At 73.2% G+C, this 21,181-nt stretch carries 16 protein-coding genes; 6 read left to right on the top strand and 10 right to left on the bottom strand.

Annotation, left to right across the window (positions count from 1 at the left end; all coding sequences use genetic code 11):
- Nucleotides 1-515 precede the first annotated feature (515 nt).
- Nucleotides 516-3,272: a bifunctional acetate--CoA ligase family protein/GNAT family N-acetyltransferase gene (locus tag QA634_RS13130; RefSeq protein ID WP_012332434.1), complete on the bottom strand. Its 2,757-nt coding sequence runs from the start codon at nt 3,270-3,272 to the stop codon at nt 516-518.
- 200 nt (nt 3,273-3,472) lie between these two features.
- On the opposite strand from QA634_RS13130, the gene QA634_RS13125 reads away from it, so the two are divergent.
- Nucleotides 3,473-3,787, top strand: a complete 315-nt coding sequence (locus tag QA634_RS13125) for a hypothetical protein (protein WP_012332433.1) — start codon at nt 3,473-3,475, stop codon at nt 3,785-3,787.
- A gap of 141 nt (nt 3,788-3,928) precedes the next feature.
- Nucleotides 3,929-4,816: a peptidylprolyl isomerase gene (locus tag QA634_RS13120; RefSeq protein WP_012332432.1), complete on the top strand. Its 888-nt coding sequence runs from the start codon at nt 3,929-3,931 to the stop codon at nt 4,814-4,816.
- A 35-nt stretch (nt 4,817-4,851) separates the two neighbouring features.
- Here the strand turns inward: QA634_RS13120 and QA634_RS13115 are convergent, their stop codons facing one another.
- Nucleotides 4,852-5,310 (bottom strand): MaoC family dehydratase, encoded by a 459-nt coding sequence (locus QA634_RS13115; protein ID WP_012332431.1) that lies wholly within the window; start codon nt 5,308-5,310, stop codon nt 4,852-4,854.
- A 427-nt stretch (nt 5,311-5,737) separates the two neighbouring features.
- On the opposite strand from QA634_RS13115, the gene QA634_RS13110 reads away from it, so the two are divergent.
- Together QA634_RS13110 and aqpZ are read left to right on the top strand one after the other, a co-directional pair.
- Nucleotides 5,738-6,826, top strand: coding sequence for an inositol-3-phosphate synthase (locus tag QA634_RS13110; protein WP_012332430.1), 1,089 nt, complete (start codon nt 5,738-5,740; stop codon nt 6,824-6,826).
- Nucleotides 6,827-7,053: 227 nt separating this feature from the next.
- Nucleotides 7,054-7,785: an aquaporin Z gene (gene aqpZ, locus QA634_RS13105; protein ID WP_012332429.1), complete on the top strand. Its 732-nt coding sequence runs from the start codon at nt 7,054-7,056 to the stop codon at nt 7,783-7,785.
- An 18-nt stretch (nt 7,786-7,803) separates the two neighbouring features.
- Here the strand turns inward: aqpZ and ung are convergent, their stop codons facing one another.
- From ung to QA634_RS13085, 4 genes are all read right to left on the bottom strand, one after another.
- A complete protein-coding gene (gene ung / locus QA634_RS13100; protein ID WP_012332428.1) occupies nt 7,804-8,508 on the bottom strand; it encodes a uracil-DNA glycosylase in 705 nt (234 codons plus the stop codon).
- Nucleotides 8,509-8,520: 12 nt separating this feature from the next.
- A complete protein-coding gene (locus QA634_RS13095; RefSeq protein ID WP_012332427.1) occupies nt 8,521-10,038 on the bottom strand; it encodes a bifunctional metallophosphatase/5'-nucleotidase in 1,518 nt (505 codons plus the stop codon).
- A 74-nt stretch (nt 10,039-10,112) separates the two neighbouring features.
- Entirely contained in the window at nt 10,113-10,691 is a 579-nt protein-coding gene (locus tag QA634_RS13090) for a hypothetical protein (RefSeq protein WP_012332426.1), read from the bottom strand.
- 23 nt (nt 10,692-10,714) lie between these two features.
- Complete coding sequence (locus QA634_RS13085) at nt 10,715-12,760, bottom strand: hypothetical protein (protein WP_012332425.1); 2,046 nt, start codon at nt 12,758-12,760, stop codon at nt 10,715-10,717.
- A 269-nt stretch (nt 12,761-13,029) separates the two neighbouring features.
- Here QA634_RS13085 and hemH point away from each other — a divergent pair, with 269 nt between their 5' ends.
- A complete protein-coding gene (gene hemH / locus QA634_RS13080; RefSeq protein WP_012332424.1) occupies nt 13,030-14,112 on the top strand; it encodes a ferrochelatase in 1,083 nt (360 codons plus the stop codon).
- 100 nt (nt 14,113-14,212) lie between these two features.
- On the opposite strand, the gene QA634_RS13075 is transcribed toward hemH, so the two are convergent.
- The 4 genes from QA634_RS13075 to QA634_RS13060 all read right to left on the bottom strand — a co-directional run bounded on the left by QA634_RS13075 (nt 14,213) and on the right by QA634_RS13060 (nt 19,141).
- Entirely contained in the window at nt 14,213-15,532 is a 1,320-nt protein-coding gene (locus QA634_RS13075) for an Hsp70 family protein (RefSeq protein ID WP_012332423.1), read from the bottom strand.
- Between the two features lie 121 nt (nt 15,533-15,653).
- Complete coding sequence (locus QA634_RS13070; RefSeq protein WP_012332422.1) at nt 15,654-16,268, bottom strand: uracil-DNA glycosylase family protein; 615 nt, start codon at nt 16,266-16,268, stop codon at nt 15,654-15,656.
- A 112-nt stretch (nt 16,269-16,380) separates the two neighbouring features.
- Nucleotides 16,381-18,669 carry a xanthine dehydrogenase family protein molybdopterin-binding subunit gene (locus QA634_RS13065; RefSeq protein WP_012332421.1) on the bottom strand — a complete coding sequence of 763 codons (2,289 nt, stop codon included), beginning with the start codon at nt 18,667-18,669 and terminating at the stop codon, nt 16,381-16,383.
- A gap of 16 nt (nt 18,670-18,685) precedes the next feature.
- The gene (locus tag QA634_RS13060; protein ID WP_012332420.1) at nt 18,686-19,141 is read right to left on the bottom strand and encodes a (2Fe-2S)-binding protein; all 456 of its coding nucleotides are present in this window, start codon (nt 19,139-19,141) and stop codon (nt 18,686-18,688) included.
- Between the two features lie 228 nt (nt 19,142-19,369).
- Here QA634_RS13060 and QA634_RS13055 point away from each other — a divergent pair, with 228 nt between their 5' ends.
- Nucleotides 19,370-20,908, top strand: coding sequence for a sensor histidine kinase (locus QA634_RS13055; protein ID WP_012332419.1), 1,539 nt, complete (start codon nt 19,370-19,372; stop codon nt 20,906-20,908).
- The last annotated feature ends 273 nt before the right edge of the window (nt 20,909-21,181 follow it).

Genomic DNA, 21,181 nt, shown 5'->3' with positions numbered 1-21,181 from the left:
CCCTTCGAGCCTGCAGAGGCCCGAGCGGTTGTTCGAAGGCGGAGACACGGGACGCCGGGGCGCGAACCCCTGTGCCGGCGAGCGGCACCGTCCGTTCAGCCCCCGGCCGGAGCGAACGCGAGGCGCGGGCTATAGCAGGTTTTCGCGGGATGGCAAGGCGGCGGCCGCCGACGCGCGGATGGCACTCAGGCGATGAACGCGTCCGCCTGTTCGACCGCCCAAGGTCAACGGCCCAAGGTCAACGGCCCAAGGTCAACGGCCCAAGGTCAACGGCCCAAGACCCATCGTCGAGAGCGGGCGGCTCGGCCGTGCAGTCGGCCAGCAGCCGGACCCCGTGCACCCGGGGAGCGGCTGCGTCATGAATCGGAATTCCGCACGTCGCCGGGACGCGTTCCTGGGTTCGTGACCGTCGCGTCATCCCGAAGCAGCCCGATCCCTCGGCGATGGCTGCCGCAATCGCTGCGGGATGGCGGAGGCAGGCTCCGCTCGGGCGGGCAGAGGGCCGCTTCGCCGCGTCAGCCGGCCTCGACCGGCTCGGCCGGGCTCGCGGCGGCGAGATCGAGGCGCACCAGCATCACCTCGGGGTCCGACGGGTCCGTCCCCACCGCGAAGCCGAGCTTGCGGCACATGGTCAGCATGGTGGTGTTGGCGCGCAGCACCTGCCCCTCGACGTGGCGGATGCCCTCGGCGCGGGCCCAGTCGAGCATCAGCCCCATCAGCGCCCAGCCGAGCCCGATCCCCTTCAGGTCGGAGCGGATCAGGATCGCGTACTCGCCCGTCTCGTGGTTGGCGTCGGCGTGGAGCCGCACCGCCCCCATCATCGCGCCGGTCTCGTCGTCGAGCGCCACGAAGGCGATCGCCCGCGCGTAGTCGAGCTGGGTCAGGCGGGCCAGGAAGGCGTGGCTGAAGTCGCGCACCGGCGCGAAGAAGCGCAGGCGCAAGTCCGCCTCGCTCACGTGCCGGAAGAAGTCCTCGAACAGGCCCTCGTCCTCCGGGCGCACCGGGCGGATGAAGGCGCTGACGCTGTCGAGCGCGATCCTGCGCTCCCACTCGGTCGGGTAGGGCCGCACCGCGAAGCGGGCGTGGCTCGGGCCGCGGCCGGCATCGCGACGCCCCGCGGCCGGGCTCGGCGCCACGGCGACGCGCGCATCGACCGCGATCACCCCGGTCTCGTCGGCCAGCAGCGGGTTGATGTCGAGGTCGCGCACCTCGGGCAGGTCCGCGGCGAGCTGCGCGAGCTTGACGAGGACGAGCGCGATCGCCCGCTCGTCCGCCGCGGCGACGTCCCGGTAGGCCTTGAGCCGGCGCGAGACGCGGGTGCGCCCGATCAGCTCGGCGGCGAGGCGCAGGTCGAGGGGCGGCAGCGCGAGCGCCCGGTCGTCGATGACCTCGACCGCGGTGCCGCCCCGCCCGAACACCACCACCGGACCGAAGACCGGGTCGTCGGTGAGGCCGGCGATCAGCTCGCGCGCCTTGCGCCGGCGCAGCATCGGCTGGACCACGAAGCCGCTCACGCACGCCTCGGGCCGGTCGCGGGCGGCCCGGGCCAGGATATCGGCGGCGGCCTCCCGCACGGCCGCCTCGCTGGTGAGGTCGAGATGCACCCCGCCGATGTCGGACTTGTGGACGATGTCGGGCGAGACGACCTTGAGCGCCACCGTGGCGCCGGCCGCGATCATCGGCCAGGCGGTCTCGGCGGCCGCGTCGGCATCGGCGGCGAAGTGCACCGGCAGCATCGGGATCGCGTAGGCGGCGAACAGGGCCGCCACCTCGCGCGGGTCGAGCCAGGTCCGGCCCTCCCGGACCGCCCGCGCGACGATCGTCCGGGCGGCGGCCACGTCCGGGGAGAAGTCCTTGGGCAGCGAGTCGGGCGTCTTCATCAGGTCGTCCTGCGCCTCGCGGTAGCGCACGAGGTGCATGAAGCCCTCCACCGCCTCGGCGTCGGTGGGAAAGCGCGGGATGCCCGCCGCCCCGAGCGCCTCGGTCGCCGCGAGACTGTCGCCGACCGAGACGGCGAAGACCGGCTTGGCGCGCAGGCTCGCCTTGCGCCCGCGGCGCACCGCCTCGGCCACGGCGCCCGCCACCGCCTCGCCGCCCGACAGGGCGGTCGGCACGTTGATGACCAGCACGGCGTCGTTCTCCCGGTCGGCGATGAGCGCGTCGAGGGCGGCGGCGTAGCGGGTGCCGTCCGCGTCCGCATCGAGGTCGAGGGGGTTGGCCCAGGGGCGCGCCGGCAGACCGGTCGGCGGGAGCGCCGCGTCGAGCCGCTCGGCCGCGGCCGGCGACAGGGTCGCGAGGGTGCCGCCGAGATCGGCGAGCCGGTCGACCGCGAGCGCCCCGACGCCGCGGCCGTTGGTGACGATCGCGAGGCGCTTGCCGGGGAAGGGCCGCTGACGCCCGAGCGTCTCGACCGCCGAGAACATCTCGTGGAGCGCGTTGACCCGCAGCAGCCCGGCCCGCCGGAAGGCCGCGTCGTAGACCGCATCGGGCTTGGCCAGGATGCCGCTGTGGGTGACGGGCCGGCCGTCCGCGCGCGCCGTCTCGTGCCGCCCCGAGCGCAGCACCACCACGGGCTTGGCGCGGGCGGCGGCGCGGGCCGCCGACATGAATTTCGGCGCGTCGCGGATCGTCTCCAGGTGCAGGAGGATCGCCCGGGTGCCGCGATCGGCCGAGAAGTGGTCGAGGCAATCGGCGATGTCGACGTCGACCGCTTGGCCCACCGAGAGCACGCCCGAGAAGCCGTAGCCCCGTCCCGAGGCCCATTCGGCGATGCCCGCCGCCACGGTCCGGGACTGGGTGATGAGGGCGAGGTCGCCCCGGGGCGGCCGATGCGCGAGCAGGCTCGCGTTGAGCCGCGCCGCCGGCACCGCGAGCCCCATGCATTCCGGGCCGAGCAGGCGCAGGCCGTGCGCCCGCCCGGCGAGGCGCGCCGCCTCGGCGAGCGAGCCCTCGCCCGCGCCGAGGCCGGCCGAGATGATCAGCGCCCCGCCGCAGCCGCGCGCCCCGGCCGCCGCGACCACGCCGGGCACGCTCTCGGCCGGCGAGACCACCACGACGAGGTCCGCGGGCTCCGGCAGATCCTCCAGCGAGCGGTGGCAGGGCAGCCCGTCGACCGTGTCGTGCCGGGGATTCACGGGCCAGATCGGTCCCGGGAAGTCGGCCTCGCGCAGGTTGCGCAGGATCGCGGCGCCGAACGATCCGGGCCGCTCGCTCGCCCCTACGAGCGCGACGCTGCGCGGCGAGAGGATGCGGTCGAAGCGATAGGTGCTCATCGGTGAGGCCCCCCAATCGGCCGGCCGCGCCGAGATGGCGCGGCGCCTCGCAACGTCCAGCTTTGCCATTCCGCGGCCGCAAGGTGGCAATGCAAAAATTTGCGTTGCGGCGCAGCATGGCTAAAATAAATTGAGGTCTCCCGGTCATCCGGCTTTCCGGAGCGCCCATCGCGCCGGACAGAACCGCACCGAGCAGATTCATGCGCCTTCGTGTCTCCCTCGCCCTCGTCCTCCTCTCGGCCGGCGCCGCCGGCGCGACGGAGCTCCGCCCGGGTCACGCCCACAACCTCGATCTCGGCCCCTACCGGGGCGTCGCCTACTACACGGTCGAGCGCGACGGGTACCGGGTGGTGGCGACCCTCGCCTCGGCGGAGCGGCCCGTCCGCCTCGTGGCGACCCTGGCCCCCGACCAGCGGGTCAGCCTGTCGGTTCCGGGGCAGCGCGACGAGGCCCCGGCCGAGATCGCCTTCGCGCGCCGGGGCGACCGGGTCGAGGTGATGGCGCCCGGCTTCTGAGCGCGACGGGGGCCCGGGACGCCGCTCCGCCCCCGCGGGGCTGCGTCCGCGGGACTCTCTTGTGTTGTCGGGCGAACTGCGCCACCTGTCCGCCGCGTCCGTCCGGGACCAACCCGACCTTCGCGGCGCAAGGATCGTCCGATGCAGACAGTTTCCCTTTCCTGGCGCACGGCCGCCCTCGTGCTCGGCCTCGCCCTGCCCGCCGTCGCCCAGACGGCGCCCGCGCCGAACCCGGCGCCCGACACGGTGGTGGCCCGCGTCAACGGCAGCCCGGTCACGGCCGCCGACCTCGCGGTCGCGGCCGACGACCCGGCGCTCTCCCTGCCGGGCGTGAGCGACGAGCAGAAGAAGGGGCTCCTCGTCGACTACATGGTGGACCTCAAGCTCGGCGCCCAGGCCGCCGAGAAGGCCAAGGTCGCCGAGAGCCCGGACTTCACCCGCAAGCTCGCCTATTTCCGCGACAAGCTGCTGCTCGACGAGTACCTGGAGCGGGAGGCCAAGAAGGCCGTGACGCCCGAGGCGGCGCGCAAGCTCTACGACGACACCGTCAAGACGCTGAAGCCCGAGGAGGAGGTGCATGCGCGCCACATCCTCGTCGACAACGAGGCCGACGCCAAGAAGATCGCGGCGCGGATCAAGGGCGGCGAGGACTTCTCCAAGGTGGCGGCCGAGACCTCCAAGGACCCCGGCTCCAAGGCCGAGGGCGGCGATCTCGGCTGGTTCACCAAGGAGCGCATGGTCCCGGCCTTCGCCGAGGCGGCCTTCAAGCTCGACCAGGGCAAGGTGTCGGACCCGGTCAGGACGCAGTTCGGCTGGCACGTCATCAAGGTCGAGGAGAAGCGCACCAAGCCGGTGCCGGGCTTCGACGAGATGAAGGAGCAGATCGACACCTACCTGACGCGCAAGACGCAGCAGGACATCATCACCAAGCTGCGCGAGCAGGCGAAGATCGAGAAGACCGAGGCGCCCGCGCCGGCCAAACCGACCGAAGCCAAGCCGACGGAAGCCAAGCCGGCCGAAGCCAAGTAGCGGCCCGCCGCGCGGGCGGCCCTCGGGCCGTCCCGTCACCAATGGTGCAGCACCACCGCATCGGCGAGGCAGGCGGGTCGCTCCTGGCCCTCGATCTCGACCGTGACGCCGTAGGTCACCCGCAGCCCGCGCGGCGGCACGGGGGTCGCCGCCGCGAGCCGCACCCGGCCGCGCAGGCGCGCGCCCGCCAGGACCGGCGCCGGGAACCGGACGCGGTCGAGCCCGTAATTGAGGCTCAGCCGCAGGCCGTCCAGCCGGCGCAGTTCGGCGATGAACAGCGGCACCAGCGACAAGGTTAGGTAGCCGTGCGCCACCGTGGTGCCGTAGGGCGATTCGCGCGCGGCCCGCTCCGGATCGACGTGGATCCACTGGCGATCCCCGGTCGCCTCCGCGAAGCGGTCGATCATCGCCTGATCCACGGTGATCCAGCCGCCGACGCCCAACTCCTGCCCGAGCGCCGCCGCCAGGGCCTCCGGCCCGTCGAATGCCTGCATGCCATCCTCCCGCCCGGAGCCGATCTCAACGGTCACCTCGCAGGACCGTTGGGGCCGTTCTGGAATTTTCGCCAGGCCATTTTTCGTCAGACCATCGGCGTGTGCCGCCACTTCGAGGTGGTCGGCGGCCCGATGCGTCGGCATCCCGGGCCGCCGGCATAGATCCGACATCCGACGGATTGCGTCGCCATGCGGATGTCGGCGTCGCTCACGCGCCGCGCGAGCTTGTCGTACGCTGTCCGGACGATCACGTCTGGACAGCGCATGAGAGCCTCGCCGGGCGCGATGCATCCGCGTTCGACGGGGGGATGATACTCCTGGAGAGTGTTCTACTTACCCCCTGGGGCGCCGGGCGCGAGGGCCGGGGCCCGTCGGTTCGGCCCGGGGATGCCCCGCCGGGCCGCCTCGCGACAGGGGAGTGCGTGCGTTGCGACAGAGGACTCTGCGGGTCGCCATCGCGGGCGTCGGGAACTGCGCGTCGTCCTTCGTCCAGGGCCTCACCTATTACCGCGGCGCCGCCCCGGACGAGGTGGTTCCGGGGCTGATGAACGTGGTGCTCGGGGGCTACCACGTGGCGGACGTGGAGGTGGTGGCGGCCTTCGACGTGTCGGCCGCCAAGGTCGGGCGCGACCTCGCCGAGGCGATCGCCGCGCCCCCGAACAACACGGCCCGCTTCGCCGAGGTCGCGCCGACCGGCGTGACCGTCGCCCGCGGCCCGACCCTCGACGGGATCGGGCGCTACCTGCGCGACATGGTGCCGGAATCGGGCGAGGCCCCGGTCGACGTGGCGGCGGCGCTGGAGCGCGCGGGAGCGGAGATCCTGGTCTCCTACCTGCCGGTCGGGTCGCAGGCCGCCACCGAGCACTACGCCGAGGCGGCGCTCAGGGCCGGCTGCGCCTTCGTCAACTGCATCCCGGTCTTCATCGCCTCCAACCCCGAGTGGCGGGCGCGCTTCGCGGCGCGCCGCCTCCCGCTGATCGGCGACGACATCAAGAGCCAGGTCGGCGCGACCATCGTCCACCGCACGCTCGCGCACCTGTTCGGCGAGCGAGGCGTGCGCCTCGACCGCACCTACCAGCTCAATTTCGGCGGCAATTCCGACTTCCGCAACATGCTGGAGCGCGAGCGCCTCGAATCGAAGAAAATCTCGAAGACCCAGGCGGTCACCAGCCAGGTCGACCGGCCTCTGGATCCCTCCGACATCCATGTCGGGCCGAGCGACTACGTGCCCTGGCTGAGCGACCGCAAATGGGCGCATATCCGCCTCGAAGGCACCGCCTTCGGGGGCGTGCCGCTCAACCTCGAACTCAAGCTTGAGGTCTGGGATTCGCCGAACTCGGCCGGCATCGTCATCGACGCGGTGCGCTGCGCCAAGCTCGCCCTGGACCGCCGCCTCGGCGGGGCGCTCACCGGCCCGTCGAGCTGGTTCATGAAGTCGCCCCCGCAGCAATTCAGCGACGAGGAGGCGCATCGGCGCACGCTCCGCTTCGTGGCCGGGGAATCCGAGCCCGGCTGAGCGCCCGCCATCTCGCGCGACCGGCGTGAATGCGGCCGGTTGATCGCCGTGCGAGAGCTCGCGATCGGATCGCACGCCCGTGATCTCGCCTCCACTTGCCTGCCTCGGCGCTTCGCGTATTGTCCCGGGACCACGAACCGGTCGGTGCTGCGTCAAGGCTCACAGCAGGCTTTCGTGAACTTGCTGTCGATGGCGCGCGACGCTCGGACTCCATGGGAGGCGTCACGATGTTTCGCAAATGCGTCGCCGAAGGCATCGGCACCTTCTGGCTGACATTCGCCGGGTGCGGCAGCGCGGTGATCTCCGCCGCCTTCCCGCAGGTCGGGATCGGGCTCCTGGGCGTCGCCCTCGCCTTCGGACTGACCGTGCTCACCATGGCCTACACGATCGGGCCGATCTCCGGCTGCCACCTGAACCCGGCGGTCACGATCGGGCTCACGGTCGGCGGGCGGTTCCCCTCGAAGGAGATCGGCCCCTACGTGGGCGCGCAGGTGGCGGGGGCGGTGGTCGCGGCCATGCTGCTCTACGTGATCGCCAGCGGGGCGCCCGGCTTCGACGCCGCCAAGGGCTTCGCCGCCAACGGCTACGGGGCGCACTCGCCCGGCGGCTACGGGGTCGGCTCCGCCTTCCTGGCCGAGGTCGTGCTCACCATGATGTTCCTGTTCATCATCATGGGCGCCACGCACGGGAAGGCGCCGGCCGGCTTCGCGCCGATCGCCATCGGGCTCGGCCTGACGCTGATCCACCTCGTCGGCATTCCGATCACCAACCTGTCGGTGAACCCCGCCCGCAGCACCGGACCGGCCCTGGTCGCCGGCAGCTGGGCGGTGTTCCAGCTCTGGCTGTTCTGGGTCGCGCCGATCCTGGGCGGCGCGCTCGGGGGCAAGCTCTTCCGCTGGCTGAGCGAGGAACCCGCGGCCGAGGTCACGGGCGCCGCCCCGAAGCCCGCCGTCCCGTGAGCCTCACACCAGACGTCCTCAGGCCAGACGCCAGTCGATCGCGGGCCTGCCCTTCTCGGCGAGCCAGGCATTCGCCCGGCTGAACGGCCGGGCGCCCCGGAAGTCGCCCCGGCGGTTGAGGGGCGAGGGGTGGCCGGCTTCGAGGACGAGGTGGCGGTCGCGGTCGACGAGGGCCGCCCGTCGCCGGGCCGGCGCGCCCCAGAGCAGGAAGGCGACCGCCTCCTGCCGCGCGGAGACCGCCGCGACGGCCTGATCGGTGAGGTCCGACCAGCCGAGGGCGAGGTGGGCGCCGGATTGTCCGGCCTCGACGGTCAGCGCCGTGTTGAGCAGGAGGACGCCCTGGCGCGCCCAGGCGCTGAGGTCGCCCGTCTTCGGCATCGGCGCGCCGGTATCCTCCGCCATCTCGGCGAGGATGACCCGCAGCGAGGCCGGCAGGCGCCGGGCGCCGCGATACGAGAAGGCGAGGCCGTGCGCGTCGCCCGGCGTCGGATAGGGGTCCTGGCCGAGGATCACGGCCCGCACCTCGGGGAGCGGCGTCAGGGTCAGGGCGGCGAAGACGCTGTCGGGCGGGGGCAGGATCACGGCGCCCTGGGCCCGCCTCGCATCGACCGCCTCCGCGACCCGCTCGGCGCTGCCGTCCTGGAAGAAGGGCAGGGCGAGCCAGGGCGAGCCGCTCGCGCGGAAGCGGGAGAGCGCCCCCGCGACGGTGTCGGCATCTCGCATCGGGACTCGGACTCAGCGCATCAGGATGCGCCCGGCCTCGATCGAGACCGGCGCGTGCGTGCGGATGTAGGTCATCACCGCGTTGGCGACGAGCGTCCCGTCGGTGGCGCCGATCAGGGTGCGGCCCTCCGCCAGCATGCCGTAGCCGTTGCCGCCGCCGAGCATGAAGTTGTTCGACGCCACGGTGTAGCGCCGCTGCGGATCGAGGGGCTCGGCACCGACCCGCACCTCGATCACGCGCTGGCCGACCGGGGCCTTCGCCGCCACCGTGACGGTGAGGCCCGAGACCTGCGGGAAGCGTCCCGCGGGATGCCCCACCTCGGCGAGGCCGTTCTCCAGGGCCGCCCGCACCTGCGCGCCGCTGATCTCGACCAGCACGGTCGTGTTGCCGAAGGGGAGTTCGGTGAGCACGTCGCGGCGGCTCAGCACGCTGCCCGCCCGGTAGAGCCGGTTGCCGCGGATGCCGCCCCCGTTGGTGATGGCGAGGGCCGCGCCGGTCGCGTCGCGCAGCGCGTCCGCCACGAGGTTGCCGAAGGTCGACTCGGAGGCCCGGACGGTGGAGATCCGGGTGTCGAGATCCGTCCCGGTGCGGCCGAGCGGCAGGTCGAGTTCGCGGGAGAGTTCCGCCTCCAGCCGGTCCACGGCGGCCTGGACCTCCGGGTCCGGCTCGATCGCGCTCGAATCGTGGATGCGGAAGCGCGGCACCCAGATCGCCCGGCGCTCCTGGCCGGTGCCGCGGACCTCGATCCGGATGTCGACCGCCGTGACGTAGTTCGCCTCCTCGCTCGATTCCACGAAGACGGTGCGGCCGTCGTAGCCGAGCGCGAGGTCGTGGTCGTGGCCCGACAGGACCACGTCGGCGAGGCGGCTCGCCACCAGCGCCTGGTCGGTGGCCCGGTCCGTATGGGCGACGGCGACCACGAACTCGGCCCCGGCGGCCCGGAGCGACGCGGTCTCGCGGCGCAGCGTCTCCAGGGCCGGGCCGAAGCGCCAATCGCCCGATTGCGACTTCGAGGGCGTCTCCGGCAGGGCGATGCCGACCACGCCGACCCTGACGCCGCCGAGATCCAGCACCTCGGCATCCTGCAGGCCCGGGAGCCGCGACCCGTCCGCCTGGCGCAGGTTGGCGGCGAAGACCGGGAAATTCGCCTCCGCCATCCGCTCGCGGAACACCGCCTGGCCGAAATCGAACTCGTGATTGCCGGGCACGAACACGTCCGGACGGATGAGGTTGGTGAGGGCGACGATGTGCCGGCCCTGGTCGAAGCCCGACATCAGCGAGGGCGAGAGCGTGTCGCCGGCGTGGCAGACCAGGACCGGCACCCCGCGGGCGCGCTCCTGCTTGACGATGGCGGCGAGCTTCGGGAAGCCGCCGCGCCCGTCCCGCGCGCCCATCCGGTAGATGTCGTTGACGAGGACCAGGGTGAAGTCGACGTCGGGGCCGAAGGCCCGCGCCGGCCCGCCCGCGAGCGTGGCGGAGAGACCGGCGAGGCCGAGGCCGAACGTCTCGCGGCGGCTGGGGCGCGGCATGGGCGACCTTTCGGCTGGGAGAGGATCCGCCCCTCTGTGGCCGAGCTTCTTGACCGGGGAAAGACGCCCCGCGGTCAGGGCGGGGCTGGGCCGACGAAGCGCGGATCCGTCCCGAACAGCCGCGCCATGGCGCGGGCCGTGCCCATGAAGCGCGCGCCCTGGGGCGTCAGGCGGTAGCGGTCGCCCTCGCGCACGAGGTTGCCGGAGGCCACCTGCTCGTCGAGGCGTCGGGGGATCTGGGCCCAATCCGCGACGTAGACGCGCAGGAACGCGTCCTCGACGGCGCGCCGCTCGAGCCCCTCGGGCGCCCCGGCGAAGCGGCCGAGCAGGAAGACGGAGATCGAGCGGTCGATCGTGACCGGGCCGAGGGTGAAGAAGGCGAGCAGGAGCGCCACCGCGGTGACGCTCGCCCCGAGCGCGTCCCGCCGCGCGAGGTCGAGGCCGAAGCGGCGGCGCCCCGTCACCCAGGCCATCGCGGCGCCGAGGAGGAGGAGCGTCAGGCCGAGCCCGGCGAGGCCGCGGTAGAACAGGATCGGCAGGAAGCCGAACACGCCGAGGCGGATGACCGCCAGGAACAGGGCCGCGCCGAGGAGGAGCGCGAGTCCGTAGGTGAGGGCGGCCGCCAGGAGGCCGCGCAGGAACCTGCCCGTCATCGTCCGATCTTCCGGCCCGACACTCATGGCGCGCGGGCGGCCGGCGGGACCGCGAACAGCATCACGCCCGCGTTGGCGTGGCGGGGCGTCGCGGCGCGCGGCCAGGCGCCGGGCGCCGCGAAGACCGGATCGAGCGCCGTCACCACCAGCACGTCGACGCCCGCGGAGGCGGCGCGGCCCATCGCCTCGGAGAGAGTGAGGGAGGGATCGGCGAAGATCGGGGAAAGGCGCGCGATGCGGGCCGCCACCTCCTGCCTGGCGGCGCCGAACAGGATGCCGTTGTAGGGATCCGACACCGCCGTGCGGAAGCGCCCGTAGAGCCCGTAGCCGAAGGCCCGGTTGCGGGTGGGGTCGGGCCGCCCCTGCACCACGGTGCCGGCCGGGAGGTTGCGGTCGAGCCAGTCCCAGGCGGCGCGCTCCTGGGGCAGGAGGGCGATCTCCTCGGCCGTCATCACGGAGTTTCGCCGGTACTGGACCATCCCGTAGGCCTCGCCGACGAAGCTGAGCCCCATGCAGGCGAGGAAGCCCAGGGCGGCCCGGCGCGACCCGCCGAGGACCGGCGAGGGGCGCAGCGCGAAGCTCGCCCGCAGGGCGGCGAGCGTCCAGAGCAGCGCGGCGAGCTGCGCGAACAGCATGACCCGCCAGCCGAGGTCGTTGAACAGGACGCTGGAGCGCAGGAAGGAGCCGATCAGGAGCGACGCCAGCGCGGCGAGGGCGAGGAGCACCGCGAGTTCGCTGCGCGGGCGCGACAGGGCGCCGTCGCGCCAGAAGGCGAGCGTGCCGATCAGGAAGGCGCCGAATTCGAGGCCGTAGCTGAGGGGCAGGGCGATCAGGTTGGTGAGGGACTGGATCGCGCTGTCCGGCGGCAGGACCGTGTCGGCGATGATGAACTTGCGGATCTGCAGGGCGAGGGGCGGCTCGGCGCCGAGGACGCGGCCGCGCAGGATCGAGGCGAGCCACGCGCCCGCGAGGGCCAGGGCGAGGGCGCCCGAGAGGAGGCCCCGCGCGACGCTCGCCCAGCGTCGCCGCCACGCGAGCCGCCCGAGCCAGAGGGCAAGCGTCGCCGCCGCCCCGATCGCGAGGTAGATCGAGAGGCCGGCGAGGGACGCGAAGGCGAGGCCGGCGAGCGCGACCCGGCGCAGGCTGCGCGAGCGGTCGGCCGGCGCCTCGTCCTCGGCGGCGAGCGCCATCAGGCCCACCATGGCGGCGACGAGGCCGGCCACGTGGTGCGGCACCCAGAGCGCGCTGGTGAGCCACGCCGCGACCTGCTCGTTCCACTGCTCGAAATCGGCGAGCCAGTTCTCGCCGCCCGACAGGACGCCGATCGCGGCCACGCCGAGGATGTCGAGCCCGGTCGTGAGCAGGAGGAGGACCAGCCACGCGCCGATGCTCCAGGCGCCGGGACGCGGCCGGTCGAGGCGGGCGGCGGCGTAGACGGTCCGGGCGAGGGCGAAGAGCACGGGCCCCGTCCAGAGGGCGAGCCCGAAGGCCGCCTGCCGGCCCGCGATCGCTCCCAGGCCGAGGCGCTCGACCGCGGCAGTCAGCGTGTAGAAGAAGTAGTAGTAGACCGCCGGCCGCTCCGCGGTGAGGAAGGTCGGGTCGTAGGGAGGCGTGCCGGCCTCCGCGATGGCCCAGGTTGCGGCGGCGTGCTTGACGTAATCCGCCATCAGCACGCTGCGCAGGGCCCCGCCCGTCACGGGCCAGTCGACCAGCATCAGCGTCGCGAAGGCGGCGTAGAGCGCCATCCCGAGCAAGGTCCGCACCAGCACGCCCCGCGGCACGGGATCGGGGGCCGGCCGCGCCAGCAGGACGGTGCCCGGCACCGCCAGGGCGAGCGCGGCCGCGACCATCGCCCCGGGGCCGAGCCGCCCGGCGAGGTCGAGGAGCACGGGCAGGCCCGCGAGGCCGGCGAGGAGCGCGAGCGCGGCCCGGTCGAGGCGCGTGCGCGCCTCCTGCCAGCCGGGCATCGCCAGGCCCTGGGCGAGCAGCGCCCCGGGGCCGAGCAGGACCGGCCCGGCCAGGAGCCCGGCGAGCAGCGTGCCGGGGACGTCGTAGGGGAGACTGAGCACCGCTGAGTGGTCCGGATCAACCTTGCCGAGATTCGCCCCGGAGGCCGGGATCCCGCGTCTGCGCGACGCGGCGACGCTGGGCCGGCGGCGCGGTCACCAGGAAAGCGCCGTCATGGTCAAGATTTCGTTGTCGCCGCGCGGGCGCCGCGCGACCTTCGCCACGGGGCTGCTGCGTCTCGACGCGTTGGATCGGGCCGGCGCCGCGCTATGTAGGGCGCGGTGCGGAACGACGCCGCGGCGAGGCTCCGGCGTAACCTGATCGGACGGACATGAACGAGGTGACGAAGCCGGCGGTGCTCGAACGCGGTGCCACGCCCGTGAGCCCGGTCGCGCCCGGCGCCCTGCCGGCGGAGCATGCGCGCGTGGCCTGGGGACGCGTCGGCGTGCTGCTGATGAATCTCGGCACCCCCGAGGCCACCAGCTACTGGCCGATGCGCCGCTACCTCAAGGAGTTCCTGTCGGACCGGCGCGTCATCGAGGTGCCGCGCGCGATCTGGTGGCCGCTCCTCAACCTCGTGATCCTGACGAAGCGGCCCGGGCCGAAGGGCCGCGACTACGCCTCGATCTGGAACAACGACCTCGACGAGGGTCCGCTCAAGACCATCACCCGGGGTCAGGCCGAGAAGCTGCAGGCCGCCATGGGCGGGCGCGTCGTGGTCGATTGGGCGATGCGCTACGGCAAGCCCGAGGTGGAGGGGCGCATCCAGGCGCTGCTCGACCAGGGCTGCGACCGCATCCTGCTGGTGCCGCTCTACCCGCAATACGCCGCCGCCACCTCGGCCACCGCCTGCGACCAGGCCTTCCGGGCCCTGATGAAGATGCGCTGGCAGCCGACCGTCCGGGTCTCGCCGCCCTACCACGACGACCCGGTCTACATCGACGCGGTGGCGAGCGCGATCCGGCGCGACCTGGAGAAGCTCGACTTCGAGCCCGAGGTGATCCTCACCTCCTTCCACGGCGTGCCGAAATCCTACCTGCTGAAGGGCGACCCCTACCATTGCCAATGCGTGAAGACCGGGCGGCTGATCCGCGAGGCGCTCGGCTACGCGCCCGAGCGCATGCGGGTGACGTTCCAGTCCCGCTTCGGCAACGAGGAGTGGCTGAAGCCCTACACGGACGAGACCGTCAAGGAACTCGCCGCCTCGGGGGTGAAGCGCCTCGCCATCGTGGCGCCGGGCTTCACGGCGGATTGCCTGGAGACCCTGGAAGAACTCGACGGTGAGAACCGCCACTATTTCGAGGAGGGCGGGGGCACGCACTTCGCCTACCTGCCCTGCCTCAACGACGGGCCGGAGGGCATGCGGGTGATCGAGCACGTCGTGCAGCGCGAGTTGCGCGGCTGGATCGACTGATCCGGGATCGGCTTGATCAAGCGGATCCCGGATCACGAGCCTGCGCGGCACGTGAGCGAAGCCCACATCCGCGCGGCGGAGCCATCAACCGGATGGCGGATCAGAGCCGCCCGGTCGCCCAGCGCTCCGCATCCGGCATTTGCCCGAGCAGGGCGAGCCCGTGCGCGATCGACTCGAACTGGTCCGAACTCGCCACCCGCCCGGCCCCGAACCGCTCCGTGAACAGGGCCCGGACCGCCGGGACGAGCGAGGTGCCCCCGGTGAGGAAGACCCGGTCGATCGCCCCCGCCGGCACCGCCGCCGCGGCGAGCGCGTCGTCCACCGCCGCCGCGATCCGGGCGACCTCCGGGGCGATCAGCGACTCGAAGGTCGCGCGGTCGAGCGTCGCGCGGATGTCGAGCCCCGTCCCCGGCCCGACGAAGCGGAACTCCGCCTCGTCCCGCGCCGAGAGCGCCACCTTGGTGGCGGAGACGGCCTGGTAGAGCGGGAAGCCGAGGTCGTTCTCGATCAGGGCGACGAAGTCCGCCAGCGGGGCCGGATCCACCGCCGCGCGGGCGAGGTCGCGCAGGTCCTGGAGGTCGCCCGACCACTTCATCAGCGCGAGCTGATGCCAGCGCGACAGGTTCGCGTAGTAGTGCGAGGGCAGGGGCAGGACCTTGCCGCCCATGCCGCGGTAGCTGCCGCCCTTGCCGAGCCGCGGGGCCACGAGGTGCTCGACGATGCGCGCGTCGAAGGCGTCGCCCGCGACGCCGACGCCGCTGTGGCCGAGCGGGGTGGCGGTGAGCCGCCCGTCGCCCTCCCGGGAGAACCGCATCACGGAGAAGTCGCTGGTCCCGCCGCCGAAATCCGCGATCAGGACCGTGGCCGCGCCCTCCAGGCGGCGGGCGAAGAAGAAGGCGGCCCCGACCGGCTCGTAGGCGGTGAGCGTCTCGCCGGGGCCGAGCCGCGCGAAGGCGGCGGCGTAGCGGCGCATGGCCAGCGCCTCGTCGGGGTTCTGGCCGACGAAGCGCACCGGGCGGCCGACCACCACCCGGGCGCCCGTGAGGTCGAGCCCCGCCCCGGCATCGCGCTGGAGCGTGCGCAGGAAGGCTGTGAGAAGGTCCTCGAACTGGTAGCGCTCGCGGAAGATCCGGGTCTCCCGGAACGCCGCGCTCGCCGCGAAACTCTTGAAGGACTGGATGAAGCGCAGGCCGAGATGGCCCTCCAGGAAGGCCTCGACCGCGAAGGGCCCGCCCGCGAGCCGCGTGCCCGCAGCGGCGCCGCGCCCCTCCTGCCAGAAGGCCAGCGCCGACAGGTAGGTGCGCCGCTCCTCCGCGCCGTGCCGGAAGGTGACCGCCTCGACGCCGCCCTCGGGGCCGGCCAGCGCCAGCACGGTGTTGGTCGTGCCGAAATCGATCCCGATGGAGACGGGCTGGGGCATCGGGCGGCTCCGGATCAGGGGGCGAGCGGGCTGGGCGGCCGGGCGCGGCGCGCCCGCGACCCGTGGGGGGCGCTGCTCATCCGGCGGCGGCGCGCCGCCGTCAAGCTCGCCGGACCGTCGCTCAGCCGGTCAGGCGCGCGACTTCGCGGCGCAGGACCGGCAGGAGCTCCGCCTCGAACCAGGGATGGCGCTTGAGCCAGCCGCTGTTGCGCCAGGACGGGTGGGGCAGGGGCAGCACGCGGGGCCGACGGGGCTCGGCGAACAGCTCCCGCCAGCGCGCGACGGTCCCGGTCAGGCCGCCCGGCGCGCGGCCGAGGTGCCACGCCTGCGCGTATTGCCCGATCACCAGGACGAGGTCGAGGGCGGGCAGCCCGGCGAGGAGGCGGGCGCGCCAGGTCTCGGCGCATTCGCGCCGCGGCGGCAGGTCGCCGCCCGCCGCGTCGTGGCCCGGGAAGCAGGCCCCCATCGGCAGGATCGCGATCCGGGCCGGGTCGTAGAAGGTCGCCTCGTCGAGGCCGAGCCAGGCGCGCAGGCGCCGGCCGGACGGGTCCTGGAACGGCCGTCCGCTCCGGAAGGCCCGGTGGCCCGGCGCTTGGCTGGCGATGCAGAGCCGCGCCGTCGCGCTGCCCTGCACGATCGGCCGCGGCTCGACCGGGAGCGGCCCGCCGTGGCGGGGCGCGTCCCGGCACAGGCGGCAGGCTCTCAGGGCGGCGGCCACCTCGTCGAATTCGGTCATGGTCGGGGGCGGGGCTCAAAAAAGAAGCGCGGCCGGAGCCGCGCTGGGGAAAGTCTCGAAACGTCTGGTCAGGTCCGGGATAGCGCCCGGGAAGCCTGGGCGCGGTGCGCCATCACACCCCGCGCAGGGCCGCGAGGTCGAGGGGCAGCGAGCGCAGCCGCTGGCCCGTCGCGGCGAAGATCGCGTTCGCGATCGCCGGCGCGAGCGTCGGCACGCCGGGCTCGCCGATCCCGGTCGGCGCCTCCCGCGAGGGCACGATGTGCACCTCGACCCGCGGCATCTCGCTCATCCGGGTCGGCTCGTAGGCGTCGAAGTTCGTCTCCTGCACCACGCCGTCCCGGAAGGTGATGCGGTTGCGCAGCACCGAAGAGAGCGCGAAGCCGACCGCGCCCTCGACCTGGGCCCGGATCACGTCCGGGTTCACCGGCACGCCGACATCGACCGCCGCGACGATGCGGTTCACCTTGACCTTGCCGGCCTCGGCCGTCACGTCGGCGACCATCGCCACGTAGGACCCGAAGGATTCGTGCGCGGCGACGCCGAGGCCCTGGCCGGGCTTCGCTTGGCCGGGCTTCGCTTGGCCGGGCTTCGCTTGGCCGGGCTTCTCCTGGCGCTCGCTCCAGCCGGCCTTCTCGGCCGCGAGGCGCAGGGCGCCCGACAGCCGCGGCGCCTTCTGCAGCAGGCCGAGCCGGTAGGCGACAGGGTCCTTGCCCGCCGCGTGGGCGAGCTCGTCGATGAACACCTCCATGGCCTGGGCGGTGTGCGAGTGGCCGACCGAGCGCCACCACAGCACCGGCACCGCGTCGCGCACGTTGTGCACCTCGAAGCGATAGGCCGGCAGGGCGTAGGGCGTGTCCGCGGCGCCCTCGACCGTGGTCGCGTCGACGCCGTCCTTGACCAGCATCGCCTCCATGGGCGTGCCGATCAGGATCGACTTGCCGACGAGCGTGTGCTCCCAGCCCGTGATGGCGCCCGCCGCGTCGAGACCGGCGCGGATGCGGTGATAGGCGGCCGGCCGGTAATAGCCGCCCGTGATGTCGTCCTCGCGCGTCCAGACGAGGTGGATCGGCCGGCCCTCGCCGGTCGCCTTGAGGATGGCGGCCGCCTCCGCGATGTAATCCGCCGAGGTGGTGGCCCGCCGGCCGAAGGAGCCGCCGGCCCAGACCGTGTTGATGCGGATCCGGTCGGGCGTGGTGCCGAGGATCTGCGCCGCCACGACCTGCTCGATGGTCTGGAACTGCGAGCCGGCATGGATCAGGTAGGTGCCGTCCGCCGCCTTCTCGATCGTGGCGTTGAGCACCTCCATCGGGGCGTGGGCGAGGAACGGGAAGGCGAACTCCGCCTCCAGCACCTTGGCCGCCCCCTTGATCCCGCCCGCCGCGTCGCCCTGCCTGGCGGCGACGAGGCCGGGCTTGGCGGCGAGCGCCTTGTACTCCGCGAGCTGCTGCTCCGAGGAGCGCCGGTCGGCGCCCGCGTCGTCCCAGGTGATCCGCAGGGCCTCGCGGCCCTTCATGGCCGACCAGGTGTCGCGGGCGACGACCGCGACGCCCATCGGGATCCTGACCACGTCGACCACGCCCGCGACCTTGCGGGCGGCCGCGTCGTCGAGGGACCTCAGCGCAGCGCCGAAGCGCGGCGGGCGCGCCACCACGGCGGTCAGCTGGTTCGGGCGCCGGATGTCGAGGGCGTAGACCGCGCTGCCGTCGGTCTTGGCGGCGGAATCGAGCCGCGGGAGCTTGGTCCCGATCAGCGTCCACTCCCCGGGCTCCTTGAGGCGCGGGGTCTCGGGCACCGGCTGCGCGGCCGCGGCCGCCGCGAAGGCGCCGAACCGGGCCTCCTTGCCGCTTGCGGCGTGGCGGATCACGCCCTTCTGCACCGTGATCTCGGCGGCCGGCACCTGCCAGGCGGCCGCGGCGGCGGAGACCAGCATGGCCCTCGCGGCGGCCCCGGCCTTGCGCAGCTGGATCCAGGAATTGGCGACGGCCGTGGAGCCGCCGGTGCCCTGGATCGGGCCGAAGGCGAGGTTGTTGTAGAGCGAGGCGTCCGCGGGCGCGAAGGCGGTGCGCACCTGCGCCCAGTCGGCATCGAGCTCGTCGGCCAGGATCGTGGCGAGCCCGGTCGTGTTGCCCTGGCCCATGTCGAGGTGCTTGATCACCACCGTGACGCTGTCGTCGGCGGCGATGCGCACGAAGGCGTTGGGCTTGGCCGGGACCTTCGAGAGGTCGGGGCCCGCGGCCTCGGCCCGGGCTCCGGACGAGCCGAGATGGAAGCCGACGACGAGGGCGGTGCCGGCCGTGGCGGCGCCCGCCAGGAAGGCGCGGCGGGAGGGTGCCGAGGGGCGCTCGGGGGCGCGCTCGGAGGGGCGCTCGGAGGGGCGCTTGGCGCCCAGCACGTGGACCATGGACAGCCTCCGGGGGTCAGGCGAGGGCGCGGGCGGCGTCGTGGATCGCCGCCCGGATGCGCTGGTAGGTGCCGCAGCGGCAGATGTTGCCGTCCATCGCGCCGTCGATCTCCGCGTCGCTCGGCGCCTTGTTCTCGGAGAGCAGCCCGATCGCTGACATGATCTGGCCGGACTGGCAATAGCCGCACTGCACGACGTCGAGGTTGCGCCACGCGGCCTGGACCGCCTCCGCCACCTTGCCGGAGACGCCCTCGATCGTGGTGATCTTCGCCTCGGCGAGGTCGCCGATGCGTGCCTGGCAGGCGCGGGCCGGCTGGCCGTCGATGTGGACGGTGCAGGCTCCGCACTGGGCGATGCCGCAGCCGTACTTGGTGCCGGTGAGATTCAGGTGGTCCCGGATCGCCCACAGGAGCGGCATCTCGGGATCGGCATCGACCTCGACGGTTCTGCCGTTGACGGTGAGCTTCGGCATCGCACGCTCCGACGATACTCTGGAGTGGTTCCAGCGCGGCTGGTGTGCCGCGACACCTGGCACGGGCGCAAGCGCGGCGTTTGTGCGCTGCCGCACATGCGCGTGCGCGGTGCGCAGGCCCGGGATAGGCCGGTGTTTCTCCGGTCAGGGCAGGGCAACCTTAATAATTTTCCGCAAGCCTCGGTCCTCGTCCCCGTCCGGGAGGCAGGAGCGGCGCGACCCGAGCCCATGTCCGAAGTCACGGCCCAGATGGTGCGGCGCGGGCGGGGCCCGACCGCCGAGGAGGCGGCGCGGCGGCGCCAGCGCGCGCGCGACGTGCGCTCGGCCCGCGAGCGGCTGACCTCCTCGATCGGGCTGGAGCGCGCCTTCGACTACGAGCTGCTGCGCATCTTCGCCCAGTACCGGATCGGGGCGTTCCTGCCGCTGACGCTGTTCGCGCTCTGCGTCGCCGCCGCCTCCGCGGTCTGGCTGCCGCTGGTGTGGAGCGCGGTGTGGCTCTGCGGGGTGCTCGGCAGCATCGCGGCGGTCGCGGTCTTCGCGCGCAGCTTCCTGCGCCAGGCGCCGGACTCGGTGGCCCTGCGCGGCTCGCGGCGGCGTGCCGTGATCGGCGAGGTGACCCAGAGCACCGCCTGGGCGCTCCTCGCGCTGCTGCCCTTCTCGGTCGAGGCCGCGAACGCCCAGACCTTCGTGCTGTTCGTGCTGGTCATCGTCGCGGCCGGGACCACGATGCTCGCCGCCACCGTGCCGCTCGCGGCCGGGGCGGGGCTGGTTCCGCTCAGCCTCGCGACGCTCGGCCTGCTCCTGGTGACCCGCGGCTTCGAATCCGTGATGCTCGTCGCCATGGCGGTCGGCGCCCAGCTCTTCTTCCTGGTCCTGTCGAATCATCTCTTCCGCTCGACCGTGGCGGCGCTGCAATCGCGGGCCGAGAAGGACGCGATCTTCGGCGAGCTCGAACAGGCCAAGGCCAATTCCGACGAGGCGCGCCGCCGCGCCGAGGAGGCGAACCTCGCCAAGTCGCGCTTCCTCGCCACCATGAGCCACGAGCTGCGCACGCCCCTCAACGCCATCCTGGGCTTCTCGGAGGTGATGAAGAACGAGGTCTTCGGGCCGCACGCCTCGCCCTCCTACCAGGAATACTCGACCGACATTCACGAGAGCGGCCTGCACCTGCTCAACCTGATCAACGAGATCCTCGACCTGTCGCGCATCGAGGCCGGGCGCTACGAACTCAACGAGGAGGCGGTGCAGCTCGCCTACGTGGTCGAGGAGTGCCGGCACATGATGGGCCTCAGGGCGCGGGCGAAGAACCAGAACTTCCGGGAACTCGTCGACCCGTCCCTGCCGCGGCTCTGGGCCGACGAGCGCGCCGTCCGTCAGATCGTGCTCAACATCCTGTCGAACGCCATCAAGTTCACGCCGCCCGGGGGCGAGATCACCATCAAGGTCGGCTGGACCTCGTCGGGCGGCCAGTACGTCAGCATCAAGGATACGGGGCCGGGCATCCCGGAAGACGAGATCCCGACCGTGATGTCCTCCTTCGGCCGCGGCTCTCTGGCGATCAAGACGGCCGAGCAGGGGTCCGGCCTCGGCCTGCCGATCGTGAAGGGGCTCGTCGACCTGCATGGCGGCGGCTTCCAGCTGAAGTCGAAGCCGCGGGAGGGGACCGAGGTGATCGTGACCTTCCCGGCCTCCCGGGTCATGGACGCGCTGCCGGCGGTGGACGTGACCGAGGACAAGCCGCCGACCCGCCCGGCCCGGGCCGCGTGAGGCGGTTCTCCGGCGATCGATCCGGCACCGGGGATCCGCCCGAGGAGCGGGACCGCGCGCCTTGCCATGCGGCCCCGCCCGCGCGAGGCTGGAGCATGTCCCGCTGAAGGGGGATGCCGGTTCAGCGTAGGACATGCGGCAGAACCAAAGACGTCAAGCAGCGCCCGGTCATGCGGCGTCGGTCGCCGCTCCCGGTCTTTGATAGGGCCGCATTGTCTGCGACGAACCGGCATCCCTTCGTCGGACGATGCTCTCGCGCGGGGAGGCGACCGC

This window comes from Methylobacterium sp. CB376 (assembly GCF_029714205.1).
Lineage (GTDB): Bacteria > Pseudomonadota > Alphaproteobacteria > Rhizobiales > Beijerinckiaceae > Methylobacterium.
The sequence above is the reverse complement of the archived record's forward strand: the minus strand, read 5'-3'. Positions and strand labels throughout refer to the sequence as shown.